Below are 14,487 nucleotides of genomic sequence, written 5' to 3'. Positions count from 1 at the left end.
GGGACGGAGGTTATAGCCGCAGATGAGGAAAAGCTATGCGGCCGGGCCTTTGCCGAGGATTTCCGCGCGTAACTCTTCAAGCATTGCGTTCTGATAACGCTCCAGCACTTCCCGTTCCGCCGGGGAAAACCCGCCCAACAGCCGCCGCATGCCGTCGAAGGCCGACTGGAACAGCGGCACGAAGCGGGTCATCGCTTCCGGGACGACCTCCACGAGGACCTTGCGGCGGTCCTCGGTGTCGCGGACCCGGCGGACCATCCCGGCCTTCTCCAGCCGGTCGATGACCCCGGTCACGGCGCCGGTCGAAAGGCCCGTGAGCTCGGCGATCCTGCCTGCCGTAAGGGGTCCGCCGGCCTGGCCGACCAGATCGAGTGCCTTGTGATCGGTGAACGAGAGGCCCATCTGCTCGGCGATGCGGGCGTGCCGCAGGACGGTCAGGGTGCTGCCTTCACGGCCGAGCCGGGCAAAGCGCGCGAGCTCGTCCGGCGGCACCGGATATGTCTTTCCCGCCACACTCGTCATGCCGGTAACCCTTTCACAAGCGCTGACCTGCTTCGCCACTGAGAGACTCCGGGACCGGAATCATTCCAGCCGCTCGGCTGGGCGGCATCTTCCGAGTTACCCTGGTGCCAATGACTGCGGTAGATCTTGGGTTTCCTCGCGTCCCCGGTACACGAGGGGTGCCGAGCGCGCCCAGGCCCGACACGCCAAAACTGGTGGACACGTTCGGCCGGGTCGCCACCGATCTCCGGGTCTCCCTCACCGACAAGTGCAATCTGCGCTGTACTTACTGCATGCCCGCCGAGGGCCTCGACTGGATGCCGGGCGAACAGGTCCTGTCCGACGAAGAGCTGATCCGCCTGATGCGGATCGCGGTCGAGACGCTGGGCGTCACCGACATCCGGCTGACCGGCGGGGAGCCGATGCTGCGCCCCGGGCTGGCCGGGCTCGTCTCGCAGATCACCGCGCTGACCCCGCGGCCGCGGGTTTCCATGACCACCAACGGGATCGGGCTGGCCAAACGGGCCGTCGCGCTGGCCGAGGCTGGGCTGGACCGGATCAACGTCTCGCTCGACACCGTCGACCGCGAGACGTTCGAGAAGATCACCCGCCGCGACAGGCTGCCCCAGGTGCTGGCCGGGATGTCCGCGGCGCGCGACGCCGGGCTGAACCCGGTCAAGGTCAACGCCGTGCTGATGCGCGGGATCAACGACGACCAGGCCGTCCCGCTGCTGAGCTACTGCCTGGAACAGGGCTACCACCTGCGGTTCATCGAGCAGATGCCGCTCGACGCCCAGCACGGCTGGGACCGCGGCCAGATGATCACCGCCGACGAGATCCTCGGGATGCTCGGCGAGGCGTTCACGCTCTCCCCGTTCCCGGCGAAGCGCGGCGGCGCGCCCGCCGAGCGCTGGCTGGTCGACGGCGGCCCCGGCGACGTCGGGGTGATCGGCTCGGTGACCCGGCCGTTCTGCGCGGCCTGCGAGCGCACCCGGCTGACCGCCGACGGCGCCGTCCGGTCCTGCCTGTTCAGCAACGACGAGACGGACCTGCGCTCGCTCCTGCGCTCGGGCGCGCCCGACGAAGAGGTGGCGGACGCCTGGCGGGCGACCATGTGGGGCAAACTCGCCGGACACGAGATCAACGAGGCCGGGTTCGCGCAGCCGATCCGGCCGATGAGCGCGATCGGCGGCTGAGGCATGCAGACGATCACCATCGTGGTGCGGTACTTCGCCTCGGCACGAGCCGCCGCGGGCGTCGACGAAGAGAAGGTGCAGCTGGTCGCCGGCGCGCGCGTTCGCGACGCCGTCGAGGAGCTGCGCTCGCTGCACCCCGGCCCGCTGCCCCGCGTCCTGGACGCGGTCAGCTTTCTGCTCGACGGGGTGGCGGTGCGCGACCTCGCCCGGCCGCTCACCGACGGCGCCGAGCTCGACGTCCTCCCGCCGTTCGCCGGCGGCTGACCACCCGCTCCGCCCAGAGTGTCATGAAAGGGTCTTTCCTGACACTTTTTGTCCGCAAAGACCCTTTCATGACACTTCGTATGCCCGCCTCGCGCCGTTCACCGGCCCGACGGCCGCCTCGCACAGGATGCGGCGGCATGAAGACCTCCCAACGCCTCATCGCCCTCCTGGCGGCCGCTGTGGCCGCCTGCGCGCTGCTGAGCTCCCCCGCTTCCGCGGCCACGGACCAGGCGGCCACAGACCACCACCACGGGGTCCGGCCGCTGCCGCAGGCCCACGCGCACAACGACTACGAGCACGCCAGACCCCTCTTCGACGCCCTCGACCAGGGCTTCACCAGCGTCGAAGCCGACATCTACCTGGTCGACGGCCAGTTGCTCGTCGGCCACAACGCCGAGGATCTCAAGCCCGAGCGCACGCTCGAGGCGCTCTACCTCGACCCGCTGCGCGACCGCGTCCTGCGCAACCACGGGGGCGTCTACCCGCGTCCGGCCGCGTTCCAGCTGCTCGTCGACGTCAAGAGCGAGTCCGTCAGTACCTATGCGGCGCTGGAGAAGCGGCTGCGTGACCCGCGCTACTCCTTCCTTTTCACCTCCTATTTCTTCGGCCATGTGCAGCGCCACGCCGTCACCGCGGTCCTGTCCGGCAACCGGCCGAAGGACGTCCTGCTCCGCGAGCGGTACCGGCTGGCCTTCTACGACGGCCGCATCCTCGACACGAGCGATCTGGGCCTCGGCTCGGACCCCCGGGTGACCCCGCTGGTCTCCGACAACTGGACCGGGCTGTTCACCTGGACGGGGGCGGGGCCGTTCCCGGCCGCCGAACGCGCCCGGCTCCACGAGCTCGTCGACCGGGCCCACGCGGCCGGGCAGCGGATCCGGTTCTGGGCGACGCCGGACGCTGCGGGGGCGTCTCGTGACGCTCTGTGGCGAGAACTGGCCGACGCCGGGGTCGACCATCTCAACACCGACGATCTTTCAGGTCTGGCGGTGTTCCTCCGGGGTCGCTAGAGTGCGCGTTTCGTTCGTTTCCGTGACGGCGCGAATGGGCCAGTCATGCCTTAATCCACGTGATGCAAGCCTCACGATCCGTGAATTATCTCGGCCAGGAAACGGTCCGATAACGGCCAGCTGACCTGCATAAACAGTCGAATCGTTATAGGTTGCGTGCCGTTACTGTGACGTAGGTCACGTACCGAATAATTTCCGATCACGCTCGTCGTTACGTACCGTCGCTTTTCGGTTGGCCCCGACCAACCAGCACGACCGGGAATCCGTAGCGCCCAGCCCTGTCCAACGGATTCCCGGACCCATACCCCGAGCGAAAGCATTTCTGGACAGGGGCGAGGGGACTGAGGCGACGCGTCGTGCGCCGCCGGAGTCAGCCGGGCCCGATACCCGGCCAGTTCCGCGAGGAGCTGACCCTCAGCTCAGGCTCGTAGGCGCAGGAAGACGAGATAGATTCACATGTCGTACCGAGGTAAGCACCGCAAGATGTCCGCTGCCACCCGCCACATCGCCCGCGTCGCCGTTGCCGGCATCGCGGTCGGCGCCCCCCTCGCCATCGCTGCGACCCCCGCGCACGCGACCGACTGGGACTCCATCGCGCAGTGTGAAAGCGGCGGCAACTGGAACACCAGCACCGGCAATGGCTACTACGGTGGCCTGCAGTTCTCGCAGAGCACCTGGAAGGCCTACGGCGGTACCGGCAGTGCGTCCGGCGCTTCGCGTGACCAGCAGATCGCTGTCGCCGAGCGTGTTCTGCAGGGCCAGGGCATCAACGCCTGGCCGGTCTGCGGCAAGAAGGGTGGCGGCTCGTCCAAGTCGTCGGCCCCGAAGGCCGCCAAGCAGCAGACTGCCCCGAAGACCACCAAGAAGGTCGCCCCGAAGACCGAGGCCCCGAAGCAGGCCGCTCCGGCCGCCTCCGGTGTCGCGGGCTCGAACCCGGCCGGTGACTACACCGTCGTCGCGGGTGACACCCTGTCGAAGATCGCCACCCAGTTCAACGTGCAGGGCGGCTACGCCAAGCTGCAGGAGATGAACAAGCAGTACGTGCCCGACGCGGACTTCATCGTCGTCGGCCAGAAGCTCGCCACCAAGTGATCTTCGCTCACTGAGAGCGACGGTCCGGCGCAGCAGCTGTGACCTGAAAAGGGCCCCACCGCGGTTTTCCCCTGGCGGTGGGGCCCTTTTCCGTCAAGTACCGGCAACTACGGCGAGTTGACCCATTCTTCGGTACCGTCTGCGAAGTGCTGATGCTTCCAGATGGGCAGGCGGGCCTTGACCTCGTCGACGAGCTCCGAACAGGCCGCGAAAGCCTGCGCGCGGTGCTCGGCGGCGACCGCGCAGGCCAGCGCCACGTCGCCGATCTCGAGCGCGCCCAAGCGGTGGCTGACGGCCACCGCGCGCACGCCCGTCCAGCCGGGCAAGAGCTCGGCCACGACCTCGGCCAGCACGTCGCTCGCGGTCGGATGCCCCTCGTAAGCCAGGTTGTGCACCGAACGGCCACCGTCGTGGTCGCGCACGACCCCGCCGAACGTCACCACCGCACCCGCGGCGGCATCGTCGACGAGCCGGGCGTGCTCGTCGACCGACAGCGGCTCCTCGGTCACGGCCAGCCGCGCCACCCGCACGGCGGTGACCGGCGCGGGCACCTGCCGGGGATGATCGCCACCGGCCAGCTGGTCCACCGCGTGGTCGATGATGCCCTCCAGGACGCCCAGGCCGTCCTTCACACCTCCGCGGGAGCCCGGCAGGTTCACCACCAGCGTCCGCCCGGCCACCCCGGCGACGCCGCGCGAGAGCACCGCTGTCGGCACCTCGGGCAGCCCAGCGGCCCGGACGGCGTCGGCCACACCGGGCAGCTCGTAGTCCAGCAGCGCTCGCGTGACGTCCGGGGTGCGGTCCGTCGGCGAGATGCCGGTGCCGCCCGTGGTGACCACGACCTGGACGGCCTCGGCCAGGCAGGCCCGCAGCGCTTCGCCGACGGGCGCCCCGTCCTCGACCACCAGCGGCGCGGGCACCTCGTACCCGCGGCCTGCCAGCCAGTCGACGATCACCGGCCCGGTCTTGTCCTCGTAGACGCCGTTCGCGGCCCGGTTCGACGCCACGATCACCCGCGCGCTCCGCGTCATGCCTGCTCCCTCGTCCACGTGCCGGACTTGCCGCCGTCCTTGCGGATCAGCCGGACCCCGTCGAGCGTCGCCGCCGGATCGACGGCCTTGATCATGTCGTGCAGCGTCAGCCCGGCCACCGCGACAGCCGTCAGCGCCTCCATCTCGACGCCGGTGACGTCGGTGGTCTTGGCGGTGGCGGTGATGTGCACGGCGGTTTCGGCCAGCTCGAACTCGACCTTGACCCCGGACAGCGCGATCTGATGGCACAGCGGGATCAGCTCGGGCACCCGCTTGGCCCCCATGATCCCGGCGATCCGCGCGGTCGCCAGCGCGTCCCCCTTGGGCAGTCCGTTCGACGCCAGCAGCCCGAGAACCTCGGCGGTGGTGTGCACGGTGCCACCGGCGAGCGCGGTGCGCGCCGTGGCCGTCTTACCGGAGACGTCGACCATGCGGGCCGCGCCCGTTTCGTCGACGTGGCTGAGTTCACTCACCTGCAGCAGGCTACTGCGGCACCCACGGCAGCACCGCTCGCGGTGGCAAGCTCAGAAAATCATAATCTGATAATCTGAGCCCATGAAGGAAATGAGTGCCTCGGAAGCCTCGCGGAACTTCTCCGCACTGCTTGACGAAGCGGAAAAGGGCGAGACCATCGTAGTGACGCGCAACGGTCACCGCGCGGCGCTCATCGTGCCCGCCCCTCGCGCCAACGGCGCGGCCCTGCTTTCGGTGTTCAGCGAGTGGGCAGGCAGGGCCGACCTGGACGACGCTTTCGCACAGTCCGTGGCCACGGTCAGGGAGACCGCCTCAGCCGAACTGGACGGCGACCCGTGGCAAGACTGATCCTCGACACCGGCGTCCTCATCGAGGGAGCCCGGCGGAGACTGCCACCCGGCGCCATCGGCGCCGAAGACGACGTGGTCATCCCTGCCGTGGCGGTGACCGAATACCGAGTGGACGTGCTGCTCGATCCCGATCCGGCCCGCCGCGCGAAACACACCGCGTTCCTGGAGCAAGCGCTCGAAGTCATGCCGATCGCCGAGTACACGGCAGCAGTTATCGAGCACCACGCCGCACTGCTCGCCCACGTGCGGATCAGCGGCCGCCCCCGGGGCGCACACGATCTCATCATCGCGGCAACCGCCAGAGCGACCGGGCGCGTGCTGGTGACGACGGACGCCCGCGCCTGCTTCGAAGAGCTCCCCGAGGTCGAGGTGCGGCCGCTAGAGCGCTCCAGCTGACGCCATGAACGGACCGTTTATGGCGAAAAACGCCATGAACGGTCCGTTCATCTCACTTGGTGAAGCTGAGCGGAGCTACTTCGTCTTGGAGCGCGCGGCCTTCTTCACGGCCTCCGCGACGGCCGGGGCCACCGCGCTGTCGAACACGCTCGGCACGATGAACGACGCGTTGAGCGTGCTCTCGTCCACCACGTCCGCGATCGCGTCGGCGGCGGCGAGCAGCATGTTGTCGTCGATGTGGCGGGCGTGCGCGTCCAGCAGGCCGCGGAACACGCCGGGGAACGCCAGCACGTTGTTGATCTGGTTGGGGAAGTCGCTGCGGCCGGTCGCGACGACGGCGGCGTGCTTCTGCGCCTCCATCGGGTCGACCTCGGGGTCCGGGTTGGCCAGCGCGAACACGATGGCGTCGGAGTTCATCGTCGCGACCTGCTCGGCCCCGAACAGGTTCGGCGCCGAGACGCCGATGAACACGTCCGCGCCGACCAGCGCCTCGTGCAGCGTGCCGGACACGTTCTGCTTGTTGGTCACCTCCGCGATCGAGGTCAGGTTGCCGTCGAGGTTGCCGCGCGCGGAGTGGACGATGCCGTCGATGTCGGCGGCCACGATGTCACCCGGGTTCTTGCGCAGCAGCAGCCGGATGATCGCGGACCCGGCCGCGCCGACGCCGCTGACCACGATCTTGCAGTCCTCGATGTTCTTGCCGACCACGCGCAGGGCGTTGCGCAGCGCGGCGACGACCACGATCGCGGTGCCGTGCTGGTCGTCGTGGAAGACCGGGATGTCGAGCTGCTCACGCAGCCGCGCCTCGATCTCGAAGCAGCGCGGCGCGGCGATGTCCTCGAGGTTGATACCCGCGTAGACCGGCGCGAGCGCCTTGACGATCATGATGATCTCTTCGGTGTCCTGGGTGTCCAGGCACACCGGCCACGCGTCGACGTCGGCGAACTTCTTGAACAGCGCCGCCTTGCCCTCCATCACCGGCAGCGCCGCGGCGGGGCCGATGTTGCCGAGGCCGAGCACGGCGGAGCCATCGGTGACCACCGCGACGGTGTTGCGCTTGATGGTCAGGCGCCGCGCGTCCTCGGGGTTCGCCGCGATCGCCTGGCAGACCCGCGCGACACCGGGGGTGTACGCGCGGGAGAGGTCGTCACGGTTGCGGAGCGCGACCTTGGGCGTGACCTCGATCTTGCCGCCGAGGTGGATCAGGAACGTCCGGTCCGAGACCTTGCGGACCTTGACGCCGGGCAGCGAGTCCAGCGTCTGCGTGATGTCCTGCGCGTGGTTCTCCGACAGGGCGTTGGCGCTGATGTCGACGACGATGGAGTCGGCGTGCGACTCCACGACGTCGAAAGCCGTCAGCACACCGCCGACACGCCCGACGGCCGTGGTGAGATCACCCGCCGCGGAGGACGAGGCCGGAGCCTCGACCCGGACGGTGATCGAATATCCGGGACCGGGAACCGGCATGGCACTACCCCCGCTGTGGGACTGGGTGGGACGGGGAAAACACTAGCGCCGTGATCGGCACCACCTGGGGCCGCCAGGGGTGACTGACCAGTAACAACAGCTACTTGTTGATCTCGGTCTCGGGGTGCACGTACGGCACCGCCTCCAGCGGGAACGTCAGATCCCCGAACGGGGACAAAGCGCCCTGCCGGTCCGACGCGAGCTCCGACACCGGGTGCTCACCCTCGGCCGCCGGCCAGGTGGGGTCGATGCCCTTGCGCTTGCCGTTCTCGCCCTTCGCCACAACGCCCTCCAAGACATGGTCAGCCGATTCCGCTCACAGTCTGCCGGAACGCGGGTTGGCACCTGGCACCCGCCCGGTATCCTGGACTTCTATGCCCGCGACCTCTCTGTCGGACTGGCTGCGCGCGGAGTCGGACGACGCCCTCGCAGCCTTGTTGCGCTCGCGTCGCGACCTCTCCACGCCGCCGCCCTCCGACACCACAGTGCTGGCCACGCGTGCCGGCACGCCCGGCTCCGTCGCGCGCGCTTGCGAAGACCTCGACACGTTCACCCTCGCGGTGCTCGACGCCCTGCTCCTGGCCGGTGCCGACACCGCTCCGGTGGACGTCGCGGAGGTCACCAAACTCGTCGAAACCGAGGTGACCGACGCACTGGCCCGGCTGCGGGCGCGGGCACTCGCGTGGGGCGACGAGGACGCGCTGCGCGTCCCGCCCGCCGCCCGCGACGCACTGGGTCCGTTCCCGGCAGGCCTGGGCGCGTCGTCCGCCGAGCTGGCGGACGCGGACATCGCGGCGAAGCTCGCCGAGATCGGCGAGGACGAGCGCGGCCTGCTGGCGACACTCGCCGCGGGTCCCCCGATCGGGCGAACCCGCGACGCCGGGGCCGAGGTCCCGCTGGAGCTCGCCGAGACGGCGGTACAGCGCCTGCTGGCGCGCGAGCTGCTGCTGCGGCGTGACGACCAGACCGTGGAACTGCCCCGCGAGCTGGGCATCGCCCTGCGCGGCGGCACCGTGTTCGCCCCGGGCTCCCTGCAGGAGCCGAAGCTCCCGGTCCATCCGCACAAGCCGTCCAGCGTCGACGAAACCGCCGCCGGCGAGGCGATGGAGTTCCTGCGGCAGACCGAGACGATGTTGCGTTCCTGGTCGCAGACGCCACCGCCGGTGCTGAAGTCCGGCGGCCTCGGTGTGCGTGAGCTGCGCAAGCTCGCCAAGGACCTGGAAGTCGACGAGACGCACGCCACGCTGCTGGCGGAGATCGCGGTCGGTGCCGGGCTGGTCGCGGACAGCGAGACGACCGCCCCCGAATGGGTGCCCACGATGCTTACCGATTCGTGGCTGGCCTCGCCCCCGGCGCAGCGCTGGATCACGATCGCCCAGTCGTGGCTGGAGCTGCCGAGGCTGCCCGGCCTCGCGGGGAGCCGCGACCCCAAGGACAAACCGATCGCACCGCTGTCGGACGAGCTGAGGCGTCCGCTCGCGCCCATCGTGCGACGCAGGGTGCTGGCGACGCTGGCGGGCCTGCCCGACGGCTCCGGGGTGAAGAGCACCGACGAACTGGTGGCGGTGCTGGCCTGGCGTGCGCCGAGGCGCGGCGGACGGCTGCGCGACGAGACGGTGCGCTGGACGATGTCCGAGGCGGCGGCGCTGGGCCTGACCGGGCTGGGCGCGATCACGACGGCGACCAGGGCCTTGCTGGTCGAGGACCGCGTCGAAGCAGTCCGCGCGATGACGGAGTCGTTGCCGAAGCCCATCGACCACGTACTGGTACAGGCGGACCTGACGGTCGTCGCGCCGGGCCCGCTGGAGCCCGAACTGGCGGCCGACATGTCCGCGGTGGCCGACATCGAGTCCTCCGGCCACGCGACGGTGTACCGCGTGACGGAGACCTCCGTCCGCCGCGCGCTGGACGCCGGGCGAACGGCGGGCGAGCTGCAAAACCTGTTCAAAACCAGGTCCGCGACACCGGTGCCCCAGTCACTGAGCTACCTGATCGACGACGTCGCCCGCCGCCACGGCCGCCTGCGCGGCGGCGCGGCCGAATCGTTCCTCCGCTGCGACGACGAAGTCCTGCTCGCCGAGGTGCTCCGCAACGCAGTCGCGTCCGAATACGACCTCCGGCTGATCGCGCCGACAGTGCTGATCAGCTCTTACCCCCTCGCGGAGGTCCTCGACGCCCTGCGCGGCGCGGGCTTCGCCCCGGCGGCCGAAGGCCCCGACGGCCGCGTGATGGACATCCGCCCCAGCGGCCGACGCATCCCGGCGAAAGCCCGCACGGTCCGCAGGGCGGCCACCGAACCGGCACTGCTCTCCGACGACCAAGCCGACCGCCTGGTCGCCCACGTCCGCGCGGGCGACCTGGCCTCGGCCCGTCGCCGCGGCGACACGGTCAGCGCCCCCGGCGGAGGCGGCGCGGACACCTCAGCCACCCTGGCCCTCCTGTCCCAAGCGACAATGGAGCGCCGAGACGTCTGGATCGGCTTCGTAGACTCCCGCGGAACAGCAAGCCAGCGAGTAGTCCGCCCAATCCGAGTAGGCGGCGGCGTTCTCCTCAGCGCCGACAACGACCGCTACCCCCTACACCGCATAACCTCCGCAGCCCTAGTAGAAGACTGACCCCAAAGCGTGCAAGCGGCCACCAAAGTTAGCAAGTCCGAACCCCGGCCTCACACACGTCCAAAGTGCGCCAAAGCCCAGCACCCCAACAACAACAACCCAGCCCCAGGGCCCACAACAAAACCCAGCCCCCACGGTTCGCCCCAACCACAGCGTCTCCCCGAGCCCTGCGAGGGGAGACTTCACCGCCGCGCGCCCTCTTTCAGGGCCGCCAGGCCCTCCCAACTCGCGACGGCAGGTCGCCCCCCTAAAAGCAAAACCCGCACTTACGTACATGGCCAGGGGCGACCTGGCGGCGCGAGTTTGTAAGCGCGCTGGCCAAAAACACAGGCTTCTAGCCGCACCTCACGACGCAACCAAAAAGCCCCTGAAGGCCACCATGACGGCGTTTAACGCCGTCATGGTGGCCTTCAGGGACCACAAAACCTAGAGGGCGCGGAGGCCTTGGAGTACCCGTTCCATGAACTCCCGCGAAGACCGGTCCCCGAGAATCAGCTCGGTCTGGTGAATAAGCACCAGCCCGGCATCAGCCATATCCCCGACAAGGACCTTCACCACGCCCAGCGGCAGCACCAGATAAGCCGCGATCTCCGCGACGGACCGGGTATCCAGGCACAGGTCGCAGATCCGCCGATGCTCGACGGACCGAACCCCCCGATACCGCCTGCCGTCTTCACTCGTGGAAACCAGCGCCTCCAGCGCGAGATCGTGCGCGGACCGCGTACGGCCACCAGTGCGCGCATACGGCCGCACCCGTGACCCGGTCGAAGGCACCGCGGCGGGATGGACGTATCCGGTCGGCGACGACGGCGGACGCTCCGGAGGCGGCGAGTAGATCCGGGACGGGGCGGTCACCACGGCCGAAGCCCGGACCGCCCGCTCGTCCTCGTACTCATACTGCTCGGCGTCGTACTCCGGCACCGCGCCGACGCGCGGCGAGAACTCCCGGACGGGGTAGTCCCCACCGGTGAAACCCTCGGCGAGGTAGTCCTGGGCCGAGTAGGCCCGCTCCTGTGACAGCGTTCCCTGTGACGGCGTTCCCTGAGAAAGCGTTCCCTGCGACGGGGTGTCGAGCGGCTGGTAGTCCCGATCCGAGTAGTCGACGTGCGCGTCGGCCGAAACGGGGTATCCGCGGGGGTCGTAGTCCTTCGCCGCGTACTCGCGCTCGGCGTAGTAGTCCGGCTCGACGTGGCCGCGGGCCGGGGCGAGGTCGAGGTGGCCGGAGTCGTAGCCCGTGTGGGGGTGGTCCGGGTCACGGTAGGTGGCCGGGGGTTCCGGCGGGACCTGGCGACGGGGCAGGACCGCCGAGATGGTGCTCAGCTCGAACCGGCTGGGCGAGTCGAAGCTCTCGCGCTCGGAACCGCGGTGCAGCGCCTCCCAGGCACCGCCCGACTCGGGTTCACTGATTCCCTTGATCTTCATCGACGGCTACCCACGCACCCCGCCCTGGAGCTGCGCGCGCAGCTCGGGGGTGAGCTGCTGGCCGACGCGCTCCACGAGCAGGGTCATCTCGTAGGCGACCGTGCCGATGTCGCAGGTGGGCGAAGCGAGCACCGCGAGCGAAGATCCGTCGCTGACCGACATGAGGAACAGGTAGCCGCGCTCCATCTCCACGACCGTCTGGTTGACGCCGCCGGCCTCGAAACAGCGGGCGGCGCCCATGGTCAGGCTGACGAGCCCCGAAGACACTGCGGACAGCTGCTCCGCACGGTCCTGCGGGAGCCCTTCGGACGGCGCGAGGAGCAGCCCGTCGGCCGAGACCAGCACGGCGTGCGCGGCACCGGGAACCCGGCGCACGAAGTCCGTGATGAGCCAGCCGAACGTGCCGTGCTGCTGGCCGGAAGCCGTCACTGCCCCTCCTTTACCCACCATCGATCGGACGCCTGTCGCCAACGGTGTGGGCGTCCTCTGCCAGCGTATTCGCCCCACCGATCGTGTCGACCCCATCATTTCGGGGCGGTGAGCACGGTAGGTGAACGAGCGGACGCGCATCGCGTCCACTTATGCCGAAACACGCATCCGTGGGTCACTCCGTGGTGGCGGTGACTACCCAACGCGGAGAACTGTCCGCGCAGGTCAGCCAGTGTCCTCACCGCCCGGTCGGGCGATATCGCGCCCTGCCGGGGCGAATCCGGACCACCCCGGCCTACTCCGGTCGGACGCACCACTCCCCGAAGTGGGTGAAGCCTGCCGAGTTCACTCCAACGGCCGCATCAACCCCGGGTTCCACCTTAAAAATCAGGCCGGAAGTGCCGAATCGTGCGCGATCGCGTGCTGCACGACCGAGATCAACACCTGCTTGGCCGATTCCCGCTCCCGAGCGTCACAGGCCATGATCGGCACCGAGGACGAGATCGTCAGCGCGTGGCGGACGTCCTCGATCTGGTGGTGCAGCAGCCGGTCGAAGCAGTTGATCGCGACGACGTAGGGCAGCTTCCGGTTCTCGAAGAAGTCGATCGACGGGAACGCGTCCGACAGCCGCCGGGTGTCCACCAGCACGACCGCGCCGATCGCGCCGACCGCCAGGTCGTCCCACATGAACCAGAACCGGTGCTGACCCGGCGTGCCGAACACGTACAGCACCAGGTCCGAGTCGAGCGAGATGCGGCCGAAGTCCATGGCGACCGTGGTGGTCGTCTTGTTGGGCGTCGCCGTCGTGTCGTCGACGTTGACGCTCGCCTCGGTCATCATGGCCTCGGTGGTCAGAGGATCGATCTCCGACACAGCCCCGACCATGGTCGTCTTCCCCGAACCGAACCCGCCGGCGACCACGATCTTGGCCGACGAAGTCGGACCGGTCACCTGCGGCGCGCATCCGTCGGAGTCAAATTCTCCGAAGCCCACTGAGCACCCTCTCCATGAACTCGATACTCGGCCGGTCGCCCACAGTGCTCGTACCGGTGTGCACCAGCACCAGCCCCAGGCCGGCCACGTCACCAATCAGCACCCGAACGACACCGAGCGGCAGGCGCAACAGCGCCGCGACCTCGGCCACCGAACGGGTGTCCAGGCACAAATCACAGATCGACCGGTGCTCGGGCACGTGCACCCGATCGAGCACCCGCCCCTGCTCACTGGTCGAAATCAGCGCTTCGATCGCCAGATCGTAGGTCGGTTTGGTCCGGCCACGGGTCCGGAAGTACGGCCGCACCAGCCCGGAGGACTCGACGTCGGCGAACTCGGGCTCGTCCACGAACTCAGTCTGCGCCTGCTGGGGCAGCGCGGCCGCCAGCGATTCCGCTTCCTGCTGTTCCTTGGCCAGGCCGAACGAAGCGAGCTCCGCCGAGTCGTACAGCGGCCCGCTCGAGCCGCCGAACAGCTCGGCGCCCGGGCCGCCCAGCAGCCGCTCGCGGAAGTCCGCGACGCTGAAGTCGGCCGGGCCCTGCCCGCCGTTCGTGTCGGTCAGCCAGCCGGAGGTCTCGTTCGGCGTCGCCGGGTCGCTGTCCGCGCCCTGCGTCCGCCTCGACCGCCATTCACGGTCGACTCGGTCCCGGAAGGACTTCCAGTCTTCACGCGCTTCGTCGGGTTCGGAACGTTCCGACCATCCTCCCGAGAAATCGTCACCGAGCCGGCCATCGCCCCTCAAGCGTCCGTCGTCCACGGCTCTCTCCTCGGTTCCCCGCCGCTAGCGGCGGACCGCCGCGCCCTGCAGCTGCGCGCGCATCTCCGGTGTCAACTGCTGTCCAACCCGCTCGACCAGCAAGGTCATCTCGTAGACGACCAGGCCGATGTCGCTCTCCGGCGAACCGAGCACGGCAAGACACGAACCATCCGACACCGCCATGATGAACAGGAACCCGTTCGCCATTTCGACGACTGTCTGCGCGACTGTGCCACCTTCGAACACCTTGGCCGCGCCGCGCGCCAGGCTGGTCAGCCCGGAGGCGACCGCCGCCAGCTGATCGGCCCGGTCCTTGGGCAGCCCACGCGAGGCCGCCAGCAGCAGACCGTCGGCGGAGACCACCACGGCGTGCGCCGCACCGGGCACCCGATGCACGAAATCGGTGATCAGCCACGCGAAGCTGCTTGTGGGGTGTCCGGTCTTGCCCTGCGCTTGGCCCCCCGGCTGAACTGCACCCGCCCGTGTCACT

17 protein-coding genes are annotated in these 14,487 nt (G+C 69.3%); 7 read left to right on the top strand and 10 right to left on the bottom strand.

The window, feature by feature from the left end:
- Window positions 1-33: 33 nt before the first annotated feature.
- On the bottom strand, window positions 34-513 hold the full coding sequence (locus QMK34_RS25195) for a MarR family winged helix-turn-helix transcriptional regulator (RefSeq protein WP_326416834.1): 480 nt from the start codon (window positions 511-513) through the stop codon (window positions 34-36).
- Between the two features lie 119 nt (window positions 514-632).
- On the opposite strand from QMK34_RS25195, the gene moaA reads away from it, so the two are divergent.
- The 4 genes from moaA (at window position 633) to QMK34_RS25175 (ending at window position 4,063) form a co-directional block, all read left to right on the top strand.
- On the top strand, window positions 633-1,697 hold the full coding sequence (gene moaA / locus QMK34_RS25190; RefSeq protein WP_326416805.1) for a GTP 3',8-cyclase MoaA: 1,065 nt from the start codon (window positions 633-635) through the stop codon (window positions 1,695-1,697).
- Between the two features lie 3 nt (window positions 1,698-1,700).
- Window positions 1,701-1,961, top strand: a complete 261-nt coding sequence (locus QMK34_RS25185) for a MoaD/ThiS family protein (RefSeq protein WP_326416804.1) — start codon at window positions 1,701-1,703, stop codon at window positions 1,959-1,961.
- Window positions 1,962-2,098: 137 nt separating this feature from the next.
- Entirely contained in the window at window positions 2,099-2,971 is an 873-nt protein-coding gene (locus QMK34_RS25180; RefSeq protein WP_326416803.1) for a phosphatidylinositol-specific phospholipase C/glycerophosphodiester phosphodiesterase family protein, read from the top strand.
- A 456-nt stretch (window positions 2,972-3,427) separates the two neighbouring features.
- Window positions 3,428-4,063, top strand: coding sequence for a transglycosylase family protein (locus tag QMK34_RS25175; protein ID WP_326416801.1), 636 nt, complete (start codon window positions 3,428-3,430; stop codon window positions 4,061-4,063).
- Between the two features lie 107 nt (window positions 4,064-4,170).
- On the opposite strand, the gene QMK34_RS25170 is transcribed toward QMK34_RS25175, so the two are convergent.
- Window positions 4,171-5,094: a molybdenum cofactor biosynthesis protein MoaE gene (locus QMK34_RS25170; protein ID WP_326416800.1), complete on the bottom strand. Its 924-nt coding sequence runs from the start codon at window positions 5,092-5,094 to the stop codon at window positions 4,171-4,173.
- Complete coding sequence (gene moaC, locus QMK34_RS25165) at window positions 5,091-5,567, bottom strand: cyclic pyranopterin monophosphate synthase MoaC (protein ID WP_326416799.1); 477 nt, start codon at window positions 5,565-5,567, stop codon at window positions 5,091-5,093. The genes QMK34_RS25170 and moaC overlap by 4 nt, the downstream gene beginning before the upstream one ends.
- Before the next feature lie 82 nt (window positions 5,568-5,649).
- Between moaC and QMK34_RS25160 the strand changes: the two genes are divergently transcribed.
- Window positions 5,650-5,916 (top strand): type II toxin-antitoxin system Phd/YefM family antitoxin, encoded by a 267-nt coding sequence (locus tag QMK34_RS25160; protein WP_326416798.1) that lies wholly within the window; start codon window positions 5,650-5,652, stop codon window positions 5,914-5,916.
- Window positions 5,904-6,314 carry a PIN domain-containing protein gene (locus QMK34_RS25155; protein ID WP_326416797.1) on the top strand — a complete coding sequence of 137 codons (411 nt, stop codon included), beginning with the start codon at window positions 5,904-5,906 and terminating at the stop codon, window positions 6,312-6,314. Before QMK34_RS25160 ends, QMK34_RS25155 begins: the two co-directional genes overlap by 13 nt.
- Before the next feature lie 75 nt (window positions 6,315-6,389).
- Here QMK34_RS25155 and QMK34_RS25150 read toward each other — a convergent pair whose 3' ends face one another.
- Together QMK34_RS25150 and QMK34_RS25145 are read right to left on the bottom strand one after the other, a co-directional pair.
- Window positions 6,390-7,781 carry an NAD-dependent malic enzyme gene (locus tag QMK34_RS25150; protein WP_326416796.1) on the bottom strand — a complete coding sequence of 464 codons (1,392 nt, stop codon included), beginning with the start codon at window positions 7,779-7,781 and terminating at the stop codon, window positions 6,390-6,392.
- 100 nt (window positions 7,782-7,881) lie between these two features.
- Window positions 7,882-8,064 carry a hypothetical protein gene (locus QMK34_RS25145; RefSeq protein WP_326416794.1) on the bottom strand — a complete coding sequence of 61 codons (183 nt, stop codon included), beginning with the start codon at window positions 8,062-8,064 and terminating at the stop codon, window positions 7,882-7,884.
- Between the two features lie 91 nt (window positions 8,065-8,155).
- Between QMK34_RS25145 and QMK34_RS25140 the strand changes: the two genes are divergently transcribed.
- Window positions 8,156-10,396 (top strand): helicase-associated domain-containing protein, encoded by a 2,241-nt coding sequence (locus tag QMK34_RS25140; protein WP_326416792.1) that lies wholly within the window; start codon window positions 8,156-8,158, stop codon window positions 10,394-10,396.
- Between the two features lie 426 nt (window positions 10,397-10,822).
- On the opposite strand, the gene QMK34_RS47910 is transcribed toward QMK34_RS25140, so the two are convergent.
- The 5 genes from QMK34_RS47910 to QMK34_RS25115 all read right to left on the bottom strand — a co-directional run bounded on the left by QMK34_RS47910 (window position 10,823) and on the right by QMK34_RS25115 (window position 14,486).
- Entirely contained in the window at window positions 10,823-11,416 is a 594-nt protein-coding gene (locus tag QMK34_RS47910; RefSeq protein WP_442785210.1) for a DUF742 domain-containing protein, read from the bottom strand.
- Window positions 11,417-11,824: 408 nt separating this feature from the next.
- Window positions 11,825-12,247, bottom strand: coding sequence for a roadblock/LC7 domain-containing protein (locus tag QMK34_RS25130; RefSeq protein WP_326416790.1), 423 nt, complete (start codon window positions 12,245-12,247; stop codon window positions 11,825-11,827).
- Window positions 12,248-12,634: 387 nt separating this feature from the next.
- Window positions 12,635-13,240 (bottom strand): GTP-binding protein, encoded by a 606-nt coding sequence (locus QMK34_RS25125; RefSeq protein WP_326416788.1) that lies wholly within the window; start codon window positions 13,238-13,240, stop codon window positions 12,635-12,637.
- On the bottom strand, window positions 13,221-13,997 hold the full coding sequence (locus tag QMK34_RS25120) for a DUF742 domain-containing protein (protein ID WP_326416787.1): 777 nt from the start codon (window positions 13,995-13,997) through the stop codon (window positions 13,221-13,223). Before QMK34_RS25120 ends, QMK34_RS25125 begins: the two co-directional genes overlap by 20 nt.
- A gap of 24 nt (window positions 13,998-14,021) precedes the next feature.
- The gene (locus tag QMK34_RS25115; RefSeq protein ID WP_326416786.1) at window positions 14,022-14,486 is read right to left on the bottom strand and encodes a roadblock/LC7 domain-containing protein; all 465 of its coding nucleotides are present in this window, start codon (window positions 14,484-14,486) and stop codon (window positions 14,022-14,024) included.
- Between the last annotated feature and the right edge of the window lies 1 nt (window position 14,487).

Source organism: Amycolatopsis sp. H20-H5, assembly GCF_035828755.1.
Lineage (GTDB): Bacteria > Actinomycetota > Actinomycetes > Mycobacteriales > Pseudonocardiaceae > Amycolatopsis.
Note: the sequence above shows the minus strand (reverse complement) of the source record. Positions and strands in the feature narration are given on the sequence as shown.

Coding starts and splice junctions, on each gene's coding strand:
- QMK34_RS25180 (WP_326416803.1), top strand. CDS start 2,099: ATGAAGACCTCCCAACGCCTCATCGCCCTCCTGGCGGCCGCTGTGGCC.
- moaA (WP_326416805.1), top strand. CDS start 633: ATGACTGCGGTAGATCTTGGGTTTCCTCGCGTCCCCGGTACACGAGGG.
- QMK34_RS25175 (WP_326416801.1), top strand. CDS start 3,428: ATGTCGTACCGAGGTAAGCACCGCAAGATGTCCGCTGCCACCCGCCAC.
- QMK34_RS25150 (WP_326416796.1), bottom strand. CDS start 7,781: ATGCCGGTTCCCGGTCCCGGATATTCGATCACCGTCCGGGTCGAGGCT.
- QMK34_RS25140 (WP_326416792.1), top strand. CDS start 8,156: ATGCCCGCGACCTCTCTGTCGGACTGGCTGCGCGCGGAGTCGGACGAC.
- QMK34_RS25160 (WP_326416798.1), top strand. CDS start 5,650: ATGAAGGAAATGAGTGCCTCGGAAGCCTCGCGGAACTTCTCCGCACTG.
- QMK34_RS25185 (WP_326416804.1), top strand. CDS start 1,701: ATGCAGACGATCACCATCGTGGTGCGGTACTTCGCCTCGGCACGAGCC.
- QMK34_RS25170 (WP_326416800.1), bottom strand. CDS start 5,094: ATGACGCGGAGCGCGCGGGTGATCGTGGCGTCGAACCGGGCCGCGAAC.